Genomic DNA, 17,641 nt, shown 5'->3' on the forward strand with positions numbered 1-17,641 from the left:
TCGGCTTAAATTGGATCAATACGCTGCAGCATATCGTGCAAATCTTTGGGCGCATAGCACCCATGCTCGGTGATGATAGAGGTCACTAGCCTGGCAGGCGTAACATCAAACGCAGGATTGGCGGCTGCACTGCCTTCCGGCGTTACGCGCACATATTCCACCGTACCCGCAGAGGTGAGACCAGCCATCATGTGCACTTCATCTGCTGGACGCTCCTCGATCGGGATATCCCTGATGGCATCTTCAAGCTGCCTGTCTATCGTTGGCGTAGGCACTGCCACGTAAAATGGCACTTGATTATCTGCGGCAGCCAGCGCCTTAAGATAGGTGCCTATCTTGTTGCACACATCACCTACCCTGCTCACACGATCAGCACCGACAATGACACAATCCACCTGCCCATGCTGCATCAAGTGGCCACCAGCGTTATCGCAAATCACCTTATAGGGCACGCCGTGCTGCTGCAACTCCCAGGCGGTCAGGCTGGCACCCTGGTTACGCGGGCGGGTTTCATCCACCCACACATGAATATCCATACCCGCATCAAAAGCAGCATAAATCGGGGCCAACGCTGTGCCCCAATCCACTGTCGCCAACCAACCCGCATTGCAGTGGGTCAGAATATTCAAGCACCCAGGCTTCTCTGCTGCCAGGGCTTGCAACAGGGCCAGCCCATGCTGGGCGATAGATTGATTGATACGCACATCCTCATCGGCGATCCGCGAGGCCTCCAGCCAAGCATGTGCACAACGCAGGGCCTCCGGCATGGCCAACAGCTCGCGCATCATGCGCTCTACTGCCCAGCGCAAATTGACCGCGGTCGGGCGGCTTGCCAGCAGGCTACTAGCCGCTGCCTGCAAAGTTTCATCAGTGGAAGATTGCTGACTGGCGAGTGCCAACCCATAGGCCGCGGCAGCACCGATCAAGGGTGCTCCGCGCACCTGCATCTTGCGGATAGCATCGACCATCTGCTGCACGGAGTTCAGTGTCAAAATCCGCCATGCATGCGGCAAGGCTGTCTGGTCAATGATGGCGACCTGGTAATGCCCGGGCAGCGCTGCATCAGTCACTGGCCAGATGGTGCGAAATAATTGTTGACCTATCTTCATTTTTCTACTTGGAAACAAGAGATATTACTATCCACAAAATCTGTGGATAATTTTGTGGATAGCTGTGACTTAAAAGTGTAACCATTGTAATTACAAGGGGTTATACGCATTGCTCATTTTTTACACCAAAACACAACCAATTGATTTATATATAAAAAATATATGTACTTGGATTTATTGACATTCTCATGAAAAGTTTAAGTAATACTTGAGCTTGTGTGCACAACTTGACAAAGAACACGACACAGACCCCACAATCAGCACAGGATGAATGAACAATTCATGGCGATCTGCGAAGCACACAAAAAAACTTCACTTCCTATTTTTTATCACCATATCTTTCATGCATGGGCTAGCTGAATAGCAAATGTTTTTCATAGCCTCCGACCCCAGGTAACGCGTCGAAAATATCCTGAATCAGCTACTTGCTGAGCTATCCACAAAATCTGTGGATAATTGTGTGGATAGCTGTGACTTAAAAGTGTAACTTCCCAATTTATAATGCTTTTTTTTGATCGCACAAAAAATGAACTTATTTTTTATTACTTTAAAATCATACACTTATCACAAGTCATTGGATTGTTAACATTTTTTAACATCGCTTAAAGTATCACTTGAGGTGATGTGCATAACCGAGCAAGGTTCGGCAAAATGTCAAGCGCATTTTTCGTGGTTGCATGAATGATTGATTCAATCGGCTCTTGCCTGATCTCTGCCAGCACTTCGGCGATGCGGAGCAATTGATCTGGCTGGTTGCGTCCTTGATGCCCTAACCATGATGGCGGAATGTCCGGCGCATCGGTTTCGAGGACAATGGACTCCAATGGCAGCACCTGCGCCAAATGACGTATCTTGAGCGCCCGTTCATACGTCATTGCACCACCGAACCCGAGCTTGAACCCCAGCCTGATAAACTCCTGCGCCTGTTGCAGGCTACCATTGAAGGCATGGGCAATACCACGCACTTTAAAGCGCCGCACCTGTTTCAGCACTTGGTCCACGGAGCGCCTGACATGCAACAGCACTGGCAGGTCGTATTCCCGCGCGAGCTTGAGCTGCTCAATAAAGAAAAACTCCTGACGTTCTCTATCATAGTGCTCGATGAAAAAATCCAGGCCTATCTCCCCGACAGCCACTATTTCGTGACGGTATCGCTGAATTTCCTCAGCCAGAATGGCTAAATCCTGCGGTTGGGATTGATCGACAAATAATGGATGTATGCCCAGAGCCATGGCACACCCCGGATATTGCGTAGCCAGCGCTTGCACTGACGCAAAATTGCGGCGAAAGACAGCAGGCACCACGATAATGCCAACGCCTGCTTGCCAAGCCGCTTGTGCGACAGCTGCACGGTCATGATCAAACTCGGGAGCATCCAGGTGGCAATGGGTATCGATCAGCATCATGGCTTGACTACATTACGGGCTTGGCGCGTATGAACCAATCCACACCCACCTGGCGAGTATCCAGCGTTTGTAACTGGATTTTCTGCTGCATGCTTTGCAACTCGGCCATCGCGAACATATTGCGGGCATCACCACCGAGCAGTATTGGCGCGTAATACAACAGCAACTCATCCACCAGCCCGGCATTTAACAGGCCGCCATTCAATAACGCCCCAGCCTCAACCATGACTTCATTAATCTGGCGCTGCGCCAGGCCATGCAGCATAGCGGTCAAATCAACTCGACCACCCTCACCAGGTAAAGCCAACAACTCAGCACCAGCACCCTGCAAGGCTCGCTCCTGCTCGGGCAAACGCACTGCATGCACAATCACTACTCGCCCAGCCTGCAAGATGGCCGCGCTTGGTGGAGTGCGTAATTGACTATCGACAATAATGCGCCAGGGCTGCACGCCGTGCCGCTTTTGCAACAGATCAATATCGCGAACAGTGAGTAGCGGATCATCCGCCAGTATGGTGCCCACACCAGTGAGTATCGCGCAAGACTGTGCACGCCATTGCTGTACATGCTGGCGAGCGTCGGGGCTGGTAATCCATTTGCTTTCACCATTATTGAGGCCGGTCTTGCCATCCAGGCTGGCGGCAATCTTGCTGCGCACCCAGGGACGTTGCCTGGTCATGCGTGAGATAAACCCGGTATTTAATACTTTGGCTTCATGCTCCAATAAGCCGGAAGCGACTTCAATGCCATGTTCAGCCAATCGCCTCAGGCCATTGCCTGCCACCAAGGGATTGGGGTCTTGCATGGCGGTAACCACACGTTTGACGCCCGCTTTTACCACCGCATCAGCACACGGCGGCGTACGCCCAAAATGACTACACGGCTCCAACGTCACGTATGCATCAGCACCTGCCGCATGCTCCCCAGCCATCCTGAGAGCATGCACCTCTGCATGCGGCTCCCCGGCCCTCAGGTGCGCGCCATAGCCCACGATGTTGCCATCCTTGACAATCACGCAACCAACGCGCGGATTGGGGCTGGTGCCATATAAGCCCTTGGCTGCCTCACGTAAGGCCAAGCTCATATATTGATAGTCAGCAGCAGAAAAAACCGGTGGGGTATTAATGATCATGATGGCCTCATGATAATGGCTGGCAAGGCCAGGAGACAAGACACGTGCTGTCGCAAGGGGTCAAAGGGAGTAATAAAAAAACGGGAATACACCACGTATAAAATGATAAAGCCGACAACTGTCGGCTTTATTGATCAATCCAGGTCGCGAATGACGTTACTGAAATCGCCAACATCCTGAAAACTGCGATAAATAGATGCAAACCGGATATAAGCAACTTTATCCATGGCTTTCAATTCCTGCATCACCATCTCACCAAGATCACGCGCAATAATTTCACGCTCTCCCTTGGCAAGGATTTTCTGGATGATGCGCTCCAGGGCATGATCTACATATTCAGTAGGCACTGGGCGTTTATGCAAGGGACGAGTAAAAGACAATCGCAACTTGTCCCGATTGAATTCCTCGCGATTACCGTTTTGCTTGACCACCTGAGGCAGATGCAACTCTGCAGTTTCATACGTGGTAAACCGCTTATCGCAAGCATTGCAACGGCGGCGGCGGCGAATGGAATCGCCTTCCTCGTTGACACGGGAATCGATCACTTGCGTATCATCGGCACCGCAAAATGGGCACTTCATGGCGTCACTTAATCCCTAGGCTTGCAAAGAAGAGGTGAAAACCGCGCACTAGCAACAAGGCCAGTGCGCAAGTCATCAAGCGTTAAGCGCCGTAAACCGGGAAGCGTGAAGTCAGGGCATGCACCTTGGCCTTGGTCGCAGCAATCACGGATTCATCGGTCGGATTATCCAAGATATCAGCGATCAAGTTGGCCACTTCGGCGGCTTCTGCCTCCTTGAAACCACGCGTAGTAATGGCAGGCGAACCAATGCGGATGCCAGAAGTCACGAATGGGCTTTCTGGGTCATTCGGAATGGCATTCTTGTTTACGGTGATGTGCGCCTGACCAAGGTAAGCATCAGCAGCCTTGCCAGTCAGCCCCTTGGGACGCAAGTCAACCAGGAACACATGCGACTGTGTGCCACCCGAGATAATACGCAAGCCACGTGCAGCCAGGGTCTTGGCCATGGTGTCTGCATTCTTCAGCACTTGCTCTTGGTAAGTCTTGAACTCAGGTTGCGTAGCTTCCAGGAAAGCCACTGCCTTACCAGCAATCACGTGCATGAGCGGGCCGCCTTGCAGGCTAGGGAATACGCTGGAATTCAGCGACTTCTCGAACTCTGCCTTAGCCATGATCAAGCCACCACGAGGGCCGCGTAGGGTCTTGTGGGTAGTGGAAGTCACGAAATCCGCATGTGGCACTGGATTAGGGTAAACACCAGCAGCGATCAAGCCTGCATAGTGCGCCATATCCACCATGAAATAAGCGCCAACCTTCTTGGCGATTTCAGCCATACGCGCCCAGTCAAAACGCAGTGCATAAGCAGAAGCACCGCCGATCAGGAGCTTAGGCTTGGTTTCAAGCGCAATACGCTCCATTTCGTCGTAATCAATCTCTTCCTTGTCATTAAGGCCGTAAGCCACAATATTGAACAACTTGCCGGAGAGGTTGGCAGGAGAACCATGCGTCAAGTGACCACCATGGCCCAAGTTCATGCCCATGACGGTGTCACCGGGCTTGAGGATGGAGAAATACACGGCCTGATTCGCCTGGGAACCGGAATGTGGCTGGACATTTGCATATTCAGCACCAAAGAGCTTTTTCAGGCGATCAATCGCCAGTTGCTCAATTTCGTCAACGAACTCACAGCCACCGTAGAAGCGCTTGCCTGGGTAACCTTCTGCATACTTGTTGGTCAGTTGCGAACCCTGCGCCTGCATCACTGCTGGGCTGGTGTAATTTTCGGAGGCAATCAGTTCGATGTGTTCGTCCTGGCGATGACGCTCAGCTTCCACATACTTCCACAGATCGGGATCAACAACGCTCAGGTTTTTGGCCGTGCTAAACATGTTCTATATCTCGGGTATAAAAATGAATAAGCCGGATTTTAACATGTTCACCGCCTAACAGCTTTGAAACAGATTCACAGCGGATGAAAATGATTCATCCCGCCCAACAGCCAGCCACACGACTAATGCTGAGGCTGCTGATTTTCCAGGTGCCTTGCAGGCCTGATCTGACTAACGGCCTTTTCCCCACGCTCAGGTATAATTCGTTCTTAAATATTCCAGTTAAATTTCCGCACCATGGCCGTCATCCGCCAAGAAGACTTCATCAGCAGCATCCATCAGGCATTGCAATACATTGCCTGCTATCACTCGCCCGACTTTCTTGCTGCCATGCACGATGCATGGCAGCGTGAACCCTCTCCCGCGGCGCGTGATGCTATCGGGCAGATCCTCATCAACTCCTACCTCTGCGCACAAGGGCAACGTCCACTGTGTCAGGATACCGGTATTGTTGTAGCTTTTATTTCCGTTGGCATGAGCGTGCAATGGCAAACGAATATGAGCTTGCAGGAGATGGTGGATGAAGGCGTGCGCCGTGCCTACCTGGACCCTGATAACCGATTGCGTGCTTCCATCGTACGAGATCCGGCAGGTAAACGCCCCAATACCCGCGACAACACGCCATCTGTCGTCCATGTCGAGATGGTGCCTGGCGACACGGTGGACATCCATATTGCTGCCAAGGGCGGCGGCTCGGAAAACAAATCCAAGCTCGCCATGCTGGAGCCTTCTGACGACATCGTCGAATGGGTCCTGAAAACCGTCCCGGAGATGGGCGCTGGCTGGTGCCCGCCCGGCGTACTTGGTATCGGCATTGGTGGTACCGCAGAAAAAGCCATGCTACTAGCAAAGCAATCCTTGTTTGCGCCTATCGACATCCAGGCTTTAAAAGCCCGTGGCCCACACACCCGTGCTGAAGAGCTACGCCTGGAGATTTATGAAAAAGTGAATCGACTGGGCATTGGCGCACAAGGCCTGGGCGGCCTGACCACAGTGCTGGATGTGAAGATATTGGAAGCGCCTACCCACGCCACTTCCCTGCCTGTGGCCATCATTCCCAATTGTGCTGCCACCCGCCACGTCCATTTCACCCTGGACGGCCACGGTCCTGCGCAGCTTCCCGTACCGACGCTGGAAGACTGGCCTCAAATTGCACTAGATGCCAGCACCCCCATGCGCCGCGTCAACCTGGACACGCTCACGCAAGCTGATATTGCAACATGGCAGCCTGGCGAGAAACTCCTGCTTTCGGGAAAGTTGCTGACAGGACGCGATGCTGCCCACAAGCGCATCGTAGACTTGATTGCCCGCGATGAGCCTATGCCAGAGGGGCTAGATTTCACCAACCGTTTTATCTACTACGTTGGCCCGGTCGACCCAGTTGGGGACGAAATCATCGGACCCGCAGGCCCCACCACCGCCACACGTATGGACCGCTTTACCGACACCATGCTAACCAAGACCGGCCTGCTCGGTATGATAGGCAAGGCCGAGCGTGGTGAAGCCACGGTAGAAGCAATCAAGCAGCATCAGTCGGTATACCTGATCGCGATTGGCGGGGCAGCTTACCTGATCTCACAAGCGATCAAGGCATCGCGCGTGGTCGCCTTTGCCGATTTGGGCATGGAAGCCATTTATGAATTCACGGTTGAGGATATGCCAGTCACGGTTGCCGTGGATAGCCAAGGCCATGCTGTGCATGACTCAGGCCCCGCCGAGTGGCGCCCCAGAATTGCCAACATCCCCATTTTCAGCGAATAACTTAGGACTCAAGACACATGGCCAAGCTGTTTACCCCCATTCGCTTTCGCGAGACCGAGATCAAGAACCGTATTTTTGTCGCGCCCATGTGCCAGTACTCTGCCGACGATGGCATTGCCAATCACTGGCACCTCGTACATCTGGGTGGCTTGGCCGTGGGCGGCGCAGGCCTGATCATCGTGGAGGCCACTGCTGTGGTGCCCGAAGGGCGTATTACTCCGCGCTGCCTGGGTTTGTGGTCTGATGCCCATACTCAAGCATTCAAGCCCATTGTCGAGTTCATCAAGCAACAAGGTGCCGTCCCCGCCATCCAGATTGGCCATGCTGGACGCAAGGCCTCATGCGACGTTCCCTGGCGCAATGGCAAGTTCCTGCCGCAAGAGCAAGGTGGTTGGCAAACCGTAGCACCGTCGGCGATTGCTGTGACGCCCGCTCATGGCGTACCGCTTGCGCTTAATCATGCCGACATTCAGCAGATCGCAAGCCAATTTCACGCCGCTGCCGAACGTGCACTGGAGGCAGGCTTTGAGGTACTGGAGCTGCATTGCGCCCACGGCTATCTATTGCATGAGTTTCTTTCACCCTTGTCGAACCACCGTGAGGATGAATATGGCGGCAGCCTGGAAAATCGTTGCCGCCTGGTGCTCGACATTGCGCGCGATCTGCGTGCATTATGGCCACAGGGCAAACCCGTATTCGTGCGTATTTCTGCGACGGATTGGGTCGAAGGTGGCTGGGATATTGAGCAATCGATACAACTCGCTAAATGGCTCAAGGACATCGGCATCGACCTGATAGATTGCTCCAGCGGCGGCTTGACCCTGGATGCCAAGATTCCTGCCGGACCGGGTTACCAAACCGAATTCGCCCAACGTATCCGCCATGAAGCCGGGATTGCCAGTGGTGCCGTTGGCCTGATTACCTCTGCCCTGCAAGCCGAACATATCTTGGTCTCAGGCCAGGCAGATGTGATCATGCTCGCACGCAAGCTTTTGAGCGACCCGCACTGGCCATTGCACGCGGCAAAAGAATTGCGCACGGATGTCACATGGCCAGATCAATATGTTCGTGCCAAGGATATTTAATCAATGATAGCTGCCAGCGAGCGCCGGCAAGCCACTGAAAGGAAACACAATGAAATGGACTGATAGCCAGCGTATCGCTGAAGAGCTATACGATCAGTATCCGGATGTAGACCCAAAAACTATCCGCTTCACCGATCTCTATAACTGGATACTGGAACTGGAAGACTTCGACGATGAACCAGAGAAATGCGGCGAGCGCATCCTGGAAGCTATCCAGATGGCCTGGATAGAAGAAGCAGAATAACCCACCACATATTCACAACGTATTCAGCATCAATCAAGGGAGCACCATGACAGCACCAAAAGAAATCTTCAAGGCTTATGATATTCGCGGTATTGTCGGCAAGACGCTTACACCCGAGATCGTCGAAGCCATTGGTCACGCGATTGGCAGCGAAGCCGCACTGCGCGACCAAAAAACCATCTGCATTGGCTATGATGGCCGCCTTTCCGGTCCTGAGCTTGCTTCAGCACTTTCGCGCGGCATCCGCAAGAGTGGCCTGGATGTAATCAACCTTGGGCTGGTTGCCACCCCGATGGTGTATTTCGCCGCCTATCATCTCAATACTGGCTCCGGTGTCATGGTCACCGGCAGCCACAACCCACCTGAATACAACGGCCTGAAAATGGTGGTGGCTGGCGAGACGCTATCTGGCGATACCATCCAGCGCTTGCGCGCACGCATTGATCACAACGATTTCGTCCATGGTAGTGGTACAGAAAGCAGCCACGATATTGCCCCGGCCTATATCGAGCGCATTGCCTCCGATATCAAGCTTAAGCGCCCCCTCAAACTCACCGTGGATTGTGGCAACGGCGTGCCTGGCGCATTTGCTGGCAAGCTTTACCGTGCGCTGGGCTGTGAGGTGGAAGAGTTATTCTGCGAAGTTGATGGACATTTCCCTAACCATCATCCAGACCCCTCCGTCCCAGAAAACCTCAAAGACTTGATCGACAACCTGCTCACAGGTCAATCAGAAATTGGCTTTGCCTTTGATGGCGATGGTGATCGCCTGGGCGTCGTCACCAAAGATGGCCAGATCATCTATCCAGACCGCCAGCTGCTGCTGTTTGCAGAGGATGTGCTCAAGCGCAGCCCTAACGCCACGATCATCTACGACGTGAAATCCACACGTAACCTCGCACCCTGGATCAAGCAACGCGGCGGTGAGCCACTCATGTGGAAAACCGGGCACTCCTTGGTCAAGGCCAAGATGAAGGAAACGGGTGCTGCGCTGGCAGGCGAAATGAGCGGGCATGTCTTCTTCAAGGAGCGCTGGTATGGCTTTGATGACGGTTTGTATTCCGGTGCACGCCTGCTGGAAATCCTCAGCCAGTTTGATGATCCTTCTGCTGTACTCAATGCGCTGCCAGATAGTGTCAGCACTCCAGAACAGCACATCAACATGAAGGAAGGCGAGCCACACCAGCTGATCAGCCAATTGCAGGCCAGCGCCAAGTTTGACGGAGCCGATGAAGTCATCACGATTGATGGCCTACGTGTGGAATACAGCGATGGTTTTGGCCTTATGCGCCCATCGAACACTACACCCGTTATCGTGCTGCGCTTTGAGGCCGATAATGCCGAAGCCCTCAAGCGCATTCAGGAACAGTTCCGCAGCGTTATTCTCGCAGCTGCGCCTGAAGCCAAGCTGCCATTCTAGGCATGAGCGGCGCGCGCCTACTTTGGCTAGTCGTCTGGCTGGGCTTGGCAAGCGCGGTCTACTATTTGGCAGATCGCGCCATCAACCCTAACAAGCTGAGCATCCTCGGCGATGCACCTAGCGTCACCTTGCAACGCGGGATGGATGGTCACTATCGCTCCGAGGCACTCATCAACGGTGTCAAAGTCAATGTACTGGTAGATACCGGCGCAACCGGCGTGGCTATTTCTCAACAAATTGCAGATCGCCTGCAATTACAGAGCAAGCAGGCGATTCGCACGTCAACCGCCAATGGCGACACTGTCGCTTACATGACCCGGCTCAATAGCGTACAACTGGGCGGCGTCAAGGCTCATGATGTCGCAGCAGTGATTGCTCCTGGGTTGGATGGCGATATATTGCTGGGCATGTCATTCCTGGCTCGCATGGATGTGCGCCTGTTTCAAGGCAAGATGACCATTACCCAGGTTGAAGAATAGTCCGTTCTTCAACCTGCTGTAGCCAGCGCTGACGATCAAGGCGATATAGCACATGAGGTCTTAATCGCGGTATATCGGCAACAGCAGGATGATCGAAATCACCATGACTATCCTGCTGCATGCCGAGGCGCTCCATCAAGGCACGCGAGCGACGATTTGCCACGGTGGTAAATGCCACGATCTCTGGCAATGCTAACTCGTGGAATCCAATTTCCAATGCAGCCTGGGCAGCCTCACAGGCATAGCCCTGGCCCCAATGCTCCCGCGCCAATCGCCAGCCGATCTCGACACACGGCGTGAACGGTAAATCATAAGTGGGAATATGCAAACCGACAAAACCAATGAAGCGATGGCTTATCACCTCCTCCACTGCCCACAATCCCCAGCCACGCTCAGCAATCAAACTGGCACAACGGCTTGCCATGGCATCGCTTTGCGGGCGATCCAGCACATCCGGAAAATACGCCATCACCTCAGGATTAGCATTGAGCGCAGCAAATGGTGCAAAATCTTGCTCACGCCATTGCCGTAACACCAGTCGCTGTGTCGCAATCTCCAGATACTGCATTTAGGTAATCACAGTAGGTTGCTCACGGCCAGTACGCTGCTTGAGTTCAGAAATTTGCTCAGCAATAGCAATCAATTCGGCCAGAGCATCCTGCGCATCCTGGTCGTGTTGCGAGATATCCGCATCGAAAGACTCCAGGTAAATGCGCAGCGTTGCGCCTGCCGTCCCCGTCCCGGAGAGACGGAACACAATCCGAGACCCATCCTCGAACAAAATGCGTATACCTTGCTTCTGGCTCACGCTACCATCGACGGGATCGGTATAACTGAAATCGTCGCATGCCTTCACGGTGTAGCGCCCCAAGGATTGCCCAGGTAGCGATGCAAACTGGCCGCGGACATGCTCAATCAGATGATTGGCAGCCTCACTAGGCAACTCCTCATAATCATGCCGGGAATAGACATTACGGCCAAACCGCGCCCAGTGACGCTTGACGATCGTTTCTACTGGCTGGCGCTTGATTGCCAAGATATTGAGCCAGAACAACACGGCCCACAGCCCATCCTTTTCGCGCACATGGTCTGAGCCCGTACCAAAGCTTTCCTCACCACACAACGTGACCTTGCCAGCATCCATCAAATTGCCAAAAAACTTCCAGCCCGTCGGTGTCTCAAAACACGGAATATCCAACTCCTCGGCCACACGATCAACTGCCGCACTCGTAGGCATGGAGCGTGCAACTCCAGCAATACCCTGCCCATATCCTGGCGCAAGCCTTGCATTTGCGGCAATCAACGCCAGGCTATCCGAAGGCGTCACAAAAAACTGCTTGCCCAGGATCATGTTTCGATCACCGTCACCATCGGAAGCCGCACCAAAATCTGGTGCATCGTCAGCGAACATGATCTCGACAAGATCATGCGCATACGTCAAATTGGGGTCAGGATGCCCGCCGCCAAAATCAGGCAGCGGCTCAGCATTCATCACCGCATCGGGAGCAGCGCCCAAGCGATCAACAAAAATAGCGCGTGCATAGGGCCCAGTTACCGCATGCATCGCATCGAAGCGCAAACGGAATCCACTGGCCAATAGCTGACGAATAGCTTCAAAATCAAATAGCGTTTCCATCAGCGCCACATAATCCGTGACAGAGTCGATGATCTCGACTTTCATGCCTGCAAGCTCAGTTTCACCCACCACATCCAGCGCTACATCAGGTGCGTCTACGATCTTGTATTGAGTAATCTTCTTGCTGCGGGCATAAATCGCCTCAGTGACGGTTTCTGTCGCGGGTCCGCCATTAGCAGCATTGAACTTGATGCCGAAATCGCCATCTGGCCCACCAGGGTTATGGCTGGCAGATAAAATAATGCCACCAAAGGTATTATGTTTACGAATCACACATGAAGCTGCCGGGGTAGATAATATTCCGCCCCTGCCAACCAATACACGCCCTACTCCATTGGCAGCCGCCATCTTCAAGATAACCTGTATCGCCTCGACATTGTAGAAACGCCCATCCCCCCCTACCACTAATGAAGCGCCAGTGGGAATTTCCACTGCATCAAAAATGCTTTGTACAAAGTTTTCAAGATAATGTGGTTGCTGGAATACCGTGACACGTTTGCGCAAACCTGAAGTTCCAGGTTTCTGATCATCAAACGCTTGGGTAGTGATGGTATGAATGGCCATAAATTGACTTTCGGGGGGTGTGGAAGTAAAAAATAAAAGAGCTAAGTTACTCGAATAATTTACCACTTTCAAGTTGACACATGCTCAAAACCCGCGCATAATCTCGCTTCTCGATTGGGGCATTAGCTCAGTTGGTAGAGCAGCGGACTCTTAATCCGTTTGTCGTAGGTTCGACCCCTACATGCCCCACCAGTCATAAAAAAATCCCGCTTCAGCGGGATTTTTTTCGCACTTCATTTCGCATTAAGACATCTATATCTGTCCATGCTTAATTGGAAAAATTCAAACCAGTTCGCCAAGTGTCTTAGGCAAGAACCTATCTGAGCTCTCTCGGAAACGGGCCGTCAAAAGCTGTAATAACCTCACCAATACCTTGTTGCCAAGTTTAGGCATATTCGCAAGCAATTGATAAAGCGAATCTCTGGTCAACACGGCAAAATCTGTTGGTTGGTTGGTGACGCAACTCGCAGAGCGTGGCAGACCATCAATCATGGACATCTCACCAATAATAGCTCCCGCCCCCACCATGGCAATGGTCTGGATCCCTTTACTCGGGATATCCTTGATGACGTTCACCTCACCGGTCAGGATTAAGAGTAAATAGTCTCCCACATCCCCCTCTGTCAATAATTGACAGTCTCTAGGGGCAGCGTAGCATTGCATGTAAGAGCACAAATACCGTACTTCTTCATCGGTAAAATCACCAAATAGCTTGATTGTATTCACAATCTCGAGGATTTCTTCGACGTATTTATCAGCACCACCCAAATGCACCAGATCAGGATACATGTAATTTTTGCCCTTGAATGAAAGGAATATATCAATTATCCGTAAACTACTTATGGTAATTATTTAGATAAATAGCCTCAAAAACTCTCATTACTCAAGTTATTTGCGTCATAATAATGCAAGAATATGGATGACACAAAAGATTAGACTTGAATTGCTTAGTAAATTATAACCGAGCACATGTCCTTAAATAAAAACTTAAACGATATCGAGAAAAGCCAATTAATTGAGCTTATGCACGAGTCCTTGAGAATTCGCTCACACTTTGAGCTTTTTCTCTGGATGCAGGGAAAACTCCAGATTTTCCTTCCGCATGAAATCATGATCACGGCTTGGGGAGACTTTTCACTTGGAGTGATTTACTTCAATATTGTCTCGCCCCTGCCTGGCATTCGCTCCGATAAAATTGCCAGTCATGAAATCAACAAGTTCCTACAAAACCTGTTCACGTACTGGTTAAACAATGCCAAGGCTCCGTTCACACTAGCAGCTGCCGACAACATCCTGCATGACTGCGAGTTCTCAAACGCTGAGTCCAATTACTATCTCAAAAACATGAAATCCGGCTTGGTACACGCCATCAAGGATCATCGTGGACGGCACGATTGCCTCTACGTGTTACTAAGCTCTAACGTGAGTTTCCCTCCGGCCTCGCGCCCTATGCTAGAAGCACTGCTTCCCTATATTGACAGCGCGCTTCGCCAAATCGAACATCTGCCAGAACAGCAACCGACGACTATCAAAATAGAACCTGAGCAAAAAGACGATAGTCTCAATATTTTGTCTGGTCGAGAGTTAGAAATCATGGATTGGGTGACGAAAGGCAAAACCAATCAGGAAATTGGCATGATCCTTGACATTAGCGCCTTTACTGTCAAGAACCACCTGCAACGCATTTTCAAAAAATTGAATGTGCTCAATCGCGCACAAGCCGTTTCGAAATTCCGCAAGTAAAGGCCTTCCAACAACGACACACCAAAAAAGCTGCGGCACTCACAGCTTTGCCACTATTCCCGCCCACCTACCATACACTGCTCTAGCTTATGCTTGCCCTACGAAACATCCCCTGAAAAACGTGGTGTACTGCGTGCTTTTTGCACATTTTATTTTGTTACTTCTGAGTACAGATAGTCGCTGATCATCATAGGCGGAACAATAGGCCGATTGGACTAGCCACCTATCAATCATGCGCCATGCCAGCCAATCTCACAAAGCCTTAATGAATTATCAAGCTTAAAAACCAAGACTATCGAGTAAGTCATCTACCTGCTCTTGACTAGCTACAACATCAATCGCAGTCTCAGGATTAATCTGAGGACCATTCATCAGGTTATTACTTTCATTTTCTTTTTTAACGACAGCCCCTGGAGAAAAGTCTATGAGCACCTGGACTAGCTGCTGCTCTATTTCCTGCGCAAGCTCAGTAATTTTTTTGATGACTTGACCAGTTAAATCCTGAAAATCCTGGGCCATCATGATGTCGAGCAGCTGTGCCTTGGTTGCATCGGTGTGACCTACTGTCTTGGTCAGGAACGCCATGGTTTCATCCGCCACCTGGTCATAGTCTTTTTTGAGTGAAGGCACGGTCAGGATATTTTTCCATCGCGCTTCCAGGCTTGACGCCTCCTGATTCAACTCGTCTTGCAATGGAGTCGCAATGTCTGTCGCATTCAAGACTCGCTCGGCCGCCTGCTCTGTCATACGAGCGACATAATTCAATCTATCCCTCGCATCAGGAATGCCGTGTGCGGCTTGTTCCAGCAGCTTGTCGAAACCCAAACCACGCAAACTTTCATGCAGATTGCGCGTCAGCAGGCCAATACGGTGCAGCATTTCATCATGCTGCAATTGCAAGTCACCCTCGCCCTGCGATACGTTTTGAAGCGCCTCGCTCATATCAGCTCCCTGCTTTTTCAAGCTTTTCAAAGATTTTGCTCAGCTTCTCATCCAGTGTTGCTGCAGTGAAAGGTTTCACCACATAGCCATTGGCACCAGCTTGAGCAGCTGCAATAATATTTTCCTTCTTCGCTTCAGCAGTCACCATCAAGACTGGCAATGATGACAGTGCTGGATCAGCGCGGATTTGCTGCAACATGGTTAATCCATCCATATTAGGCATGTTCCAATCAGACACCACAAAATCGAAACTGCCACTCCTCAACTTCGCCAAGGCCATGACACCATCTTCGGCCTCATCGACATTGTTGTAACCCAGCTCCTTCAGCAGGTTACGTACGATACGTCGCATGGTGGAAAAGTCGTCGACCACCAGAAATTTGGTATTAGGATTTGCCATTCGTTACTCCATTCAACTTTTATTTGTATTGCCAGAAATACCAAACTGCTTAGTTAAACGGTATTTCAACACTAAACTCGCAATGCTCGCGCGCTATTGGCAGCAAGATACTGCAAAACCTTGCCAGGCATATCAGACAAGGAACTCACCTCGTCTACGCCACCCGTAGCAATAGCTTCCTTTGGCATGCCAAACACAACGCAGCTTGCTTCATCCTGAGCATAATTGTAAGCGCCAGCCTGCTTCATTTTCAGCATGCCTTCGGCACCATCTTTACCCATGCCAGTGAGAATAACACCAATTGCATTTTTACCCGCACTGCTTGCAGCGGAACTAAACAAGACATCTACTGAAGGACGATGGCGACTGACAGGAGGCCCATCATCCAACTGAGTCACATAGTTCGCCCCGCTACGCGCCAACAACAAGTGAGAATGTCCAGGTGCAATATACGCATGGCCAGGTAAAACACGTTCACCACCTTTGGCCTCCTGCACTGAGATTTTGCATAAGGTATTCAGACGATTAGCGAATGACTGCGTAAACCCCGCAGGCATATGTTGGGTAATCAATATCCCAGGACAATCCGAGGGCATTTGCATCAGGAAGGATTTGATCGCCTCCGTACCACCTGTAGAGGCGCCGATGATGATGAGCTTTTCACTACTGATCAATGGGTTCCCAATAGATGGCAGGCCAGCATTACCCGGTGTTGGCGTCAACGGCGTTCTAGCAATCAAGCGTGCTCTTGCCGCGGCTCGGATCTTATCTGCAATCATTTCACTATATTCATGCATGCCGCTGGCAATAGACATTTTGGGCTTGGTAATAAAATCCACTGCTCCTAGCTCCATGGCACGCATGGTAATTTCCGACCCCCGCTCCGTCAGGGAGGAAATCATGACCACTGGAGTCGGACGCAAGCGCATGAGGCGCTCAAGAAAATCCAAGCCATCCATTTTCGGCATTTCCACATCCAGTGTCAGCACATCTGGATTTTTCTGCTTAATCATTTCCCGTGCAATCAAGGGATCTGGCGCTGCTCCCACTACTTCCAGATCAGGTTGCTGGTTGATGATTTCAGTCAATAAACTCCTAATCAGCGCTGAATCATCAATGATAAGAACTTTTATGGTCATCACATTGCCTTTTTATTGAATTATTACATGGCACTGGTCTCCTCCCAGCCACCATCGATTAAAACAACTCTACATCGCCAGCCACTTTGTTGGTCTTGAGCTTCTTGGCATAGCTTTCTTCACGCGATATCAGGGTATTGTTATGCATTTGCTTGAGCTTCTTGACCAAGACTCGCCCTGTTTTAGGGAAAAAATAAACTTTGCGGGGATAAATATCATTTAAATCTTCGCCTACGATGCGAATATTCTCGTCGCGCAAGTATTTCTTCACAAAAAGTGCATTTTTCTCGCCTACGTTGATTGCAGTAAATCCACTCAACACGTTGCCACCACCAAAAACTTTGGCTTCTAGATTTTCTCTGCGTGCGCCCTGTTTCAACAATTGGTTGATCAATACTTCCATGGCATATGTTCCATAGCGAGCAGACTCTGAAACAGGGTTATTGGCATCGGCAGCACTACCCTCAGGCAACATGAAATGATTCATGCCTCCAATGCCTGACACCCTATCGCGAATACATGCAGAGACACAGGAGCCTAGCACTGTCACAATCACGAGATCCTTATTTGTTGTGTAATACTCTCCTGGCAAAATCTTGGCAGCCTCACAATTAAAAGTCTTGTCAAAATATAAATTGGTGGCCAACTGCTCTTCTATTGGACTGGCCAT

At 51.1% G+C, this 17,641-nt stretch carries 18 protein-coding genes and 1 tRNA gene; 7 read left to right on the forward strand and 12 right to left on the reverse strand.

Annotation, left to right across the window (positions count from 1 at the left end; translation table 11 throughout):
- Window positions 1–5 precede the first annotated feature (5 nt).
- From mtnA to glyA, 5 genes are all read right to left on the reverse strand, one after another.
- On the reverse strand, window positions 6–1,109 hold the full coding sequence (gene mtnA / locus ACIKP9_RS05360) for an S-methyl-5-thioribose-1-phosphate isomerase (protein WP_400880259.1): 1,104 nt from the start codon (window positions 1,107–1,109) through the stop codon (window positions 6–8).
- Between the two features lie 602 nt (window positions 1,110–1,711).
- Window positions 1,712–2,512 (reverse strand): TatD family hydrolase, encoded by an 801-nt coding sequence (locus ACIKP9_RS05365; RefSeq protein WP_400881870.1) that lies wholly within the window; start codon window positions 2,510–2,512, stop codon window positions 1,712–1,714.
- Between the two features lie 10 nt (window positions 2,513–2,522).
- A complete protein-coding gene (gene ribD / locus ACIKP9_RS05370) occupies window positions 2,523–3,647 on the reverse strand; it encodes a bifunctional diaminohydroxyphosphoribosylaminopyrimidine deaminase/5-amino-6-(5-phosphoribosylamino)uracil reductase RibD (RefSeq protein ID WP_400880262.1) in 1,125 nt (374 codons plus the stop codon).
- A gap of 134 nt (window positions 3,648–3,781) precedes the next feature.
- A complete protein-coding gene (gene nrdR, locus ACIKP9_RS05375; protein ID WP_230347677.1) occupies window positions 3,782–4,228 on the reverse strand; it encodes a transcriptional regulator NrdR in 447 nt (148 codons plus the stop codon).
- An 82-nt stretch (window positions 4,229–4,310) separates the two neighbouring features.
- On the reverse strand, window positions 4,311–5,558 hold the full coding sequence (gene glyA, locus ACIKP9_RS05380; protein WP_400880265.1) for a serine hydroxymethyltransferase: 1,248 nt from the start codon (window positions 5,556–5,558) through the stop codon (window positions 4,311–4,313).
- Window positions 5,559–5,795: 237 nt separating this feature from the next.
- On the opposite strand from glyA, the gene ACIKP9_RS05385 reads away from it, so the two are divergent.
- From ACIKP9_RS05385 to ACIKP9_RS05405, 5 genes are read left to right on the forward strand one after another with little or no spacing between them, the layout of a single operon-like run.
- Window positions 5,796–7,319 carry a fumarate hydratase gene (locus tag ACIKP9_RS05385; protein ID WP_400880268.1) on the forward strand — a complete coding sequence of 508 codons (1,524 nt, stop codon included), beginning with the start codon at window positions 5,796–5,798 and terminating at the stop codon, window positions 7,317–7,319.
- Between the two features lie 17 nt (window positions 7,320–7,336).
- The gene (locus ACIKP9_RS05390; RefSeq protein ID WP_400880271.1) at window positions 7,337–8,404 is read left to right on the forward strand and encodes an NADH:flavin oxidoreductase/NADH oxidase; all 1,068 of its coding nucleotides are present in this window, start codon (window positions 7,337–7,339) and stop codon (window positions 8,402–8,404) included.
- Between the two features lie 49 nt (window positions 8,405–8,453).
- Window positions 8,454–8,648, forward strand: a complete 195-nt coding sequence (iscX, locus tag ACIKP9_RS05395) for a Fe-S cluster assembly protein IscX (RefSeq protein ID WP_230347681.1) — start codon at window positions 8,454–8,456, stop codon at window positions 8,646–8,648.
- A gap of 46 nt (window positions 8,649–8,694) precedes the next feature.
- The gene (locus ACIKP9_RS05400; protein WP_400880274.1) at window positions 8,695–10,068 is read left to right on the forward strand and encodes a phosphomannomutase/phosphoglucomutase; all 1,374 of its coding nucleotides are present in this window, start codon (window positions 8,695–8,697) and stop codon (window positions 10,066–10,068) included.
- Window positions 10,069–10,070: 2 nt separating this feature from the next.
- The gene (locus ACIKP9_RS05405; protein ID WP_400880277.1) at window positions 10,071–10,547 is read left to right on the forward strand and encodes a retropepsin-like aspartic protease family protein; all 477 of its coding nucleotides are present in this window, start codon (window positions 10,071–10,073) and stop codon (window positions 10,545–10,547) included.
- Here ACIKP9_RS05405 and ACIKP9_RS05410 read toward each other — a convergent pair.
- Both ACIKP9_RS05410 and ACIKP9_RS05415 read right to left on the reverse strand, forming a co-directional pair.
- Window positions 10,528–11,115, reverse strand: a complete 588-nt coding sequence (locus tag ACIKP9_RS05410; protein WP_400880280.1) for a GNAT family N-acetyltransferase — start codon at window positions 11,113–11,115, stop codon at window positions 10,528–10,530. The genes ACIKP9_RS05405 and ACIKP9_RS05410 overlap by 20 nt on opposite strands.
- Complete coding sequence (locus ACIKP9_RS05415; protein WP_400880283.1) at window positions 11,116–12,747, reverse strand: alpha-D-glucose phosphate-specific phosphoglucomutase; 1,632 nt, start codon at window positions 12,745–12,747, stop codon at window positions 11,116–11,118.
- Between the two features lie 116 nt (window positions 12,748–12,863).
- Between ACIKP9_RS05415 and ACIKP9_RS05420 the strand changes: the two genes are divergently transcribed.
- Window positions 12,864–12,939: transfer RNA gene (locus tag ACIKP9_RS05420), tRNA-Lys, on the forward strand.
- A gap of 90 nt (window positions 12,940–13,029) precedes the next feature.
- Here the strand turns inward: ACIKP9_RS05420 and ACIKP9_RS05425 are convergent.
- The gene (locus ACIKP9_RS05425; protein WP_400880286.1) at window positions 13,030–13,536 is read right to left on the reverse strand and encodes a Crp/Fnr family transcriptional regulator; all 507 of its coding nucleotides are present in this window, start codon (window positions 13,534–13,536) and stop codon (window positions 13,030–13,032) included.
- Between the two features lie 180 nt (window positions 13,537–13,716).
- On the opposite strand from ACIKP9_RS05425, the gene epsA reads away from it, so the two are divergent.
- Window positions 13,717–14,490 (forward strand): XrtB/PEP-CTERM-associated transcriptional regulator EpsA, encoded by a 774-nt coding sequence (epsA, locus tag ACIKP9_RS05430; protein WP_400880289.1) that lies wholly within the window; start codon window positions 13,717–13,719, stop codon window positions 14,488–14,490.
- 279 nt (window positions 14,491–14,769) lie between these two features.
- Here the strand turns inward: epsA and cheZ are convergent, their stop codons facing one another.
- From cheZ to cheD, 4 genes are all read right to left on the reverse strand, one after another.
- Window positions 14,770–15,432, reverse strand: coding sequence for a protein phosphatase CheZ (gene cheZ / locus ACIKP9_RS05435; protein ID WP_400880292.1), 663 nt, complete (start codon window positions 15,430–15,432; stop codon window positions 14,770–14,772).
- Between the two features lies 1 nt (window position 15,433).
- Window positions 15,434–15,832: a chemotaxis response regulator CheY gene (gene cheY, locus ACIKP9_RS05440; RefSeq protein WP_400880294.1), complete on the reverse strand. Its 399-nt coding sequence runs from the start codon at window positions 15,830–15,832 to the stop codon at window positions 15,434–15,436.
- 71 nt (window positions 15,833–15,903) lie between these two features.
- Window positions 15,904–16,971, reverse strand: a complete 1,068-nt coding sequence (locus ACIKP9_RS05445) for a protein-glutamate methylesterase/protein-glutamine glutaminase (protein WP_268867576.1) — start codon at window positions 16,969–16,971, stop codon at window positions 15,904–15,906.
- Window positions 16,972–17,029: 58 nt separating this feature from the next.
- Window positions 17,030–17,641 carry a chemoreceptor glutamine deamidase CheD gene (gene cheD, locus ACIKP9_RS05450; RefSeq protein WP_400880298.1) on the reverse strand — a complete coding sequence of 204 codons (612 nt, stop codon included), beginning with the start codon at window positions 17,639–17,641 and terminating at the stop codon, window positions 17,030–17,032.

It is taken from the genome of Methylobacillus methanolivorans (assembly GCF_044751345.1).
GTDB lineage: Bacteria > Pseudomonadota > Gammaproteobacteria > Burkholderiales > Methylophilaceae > Methylobacillus > Methylobacillus methanolivorans.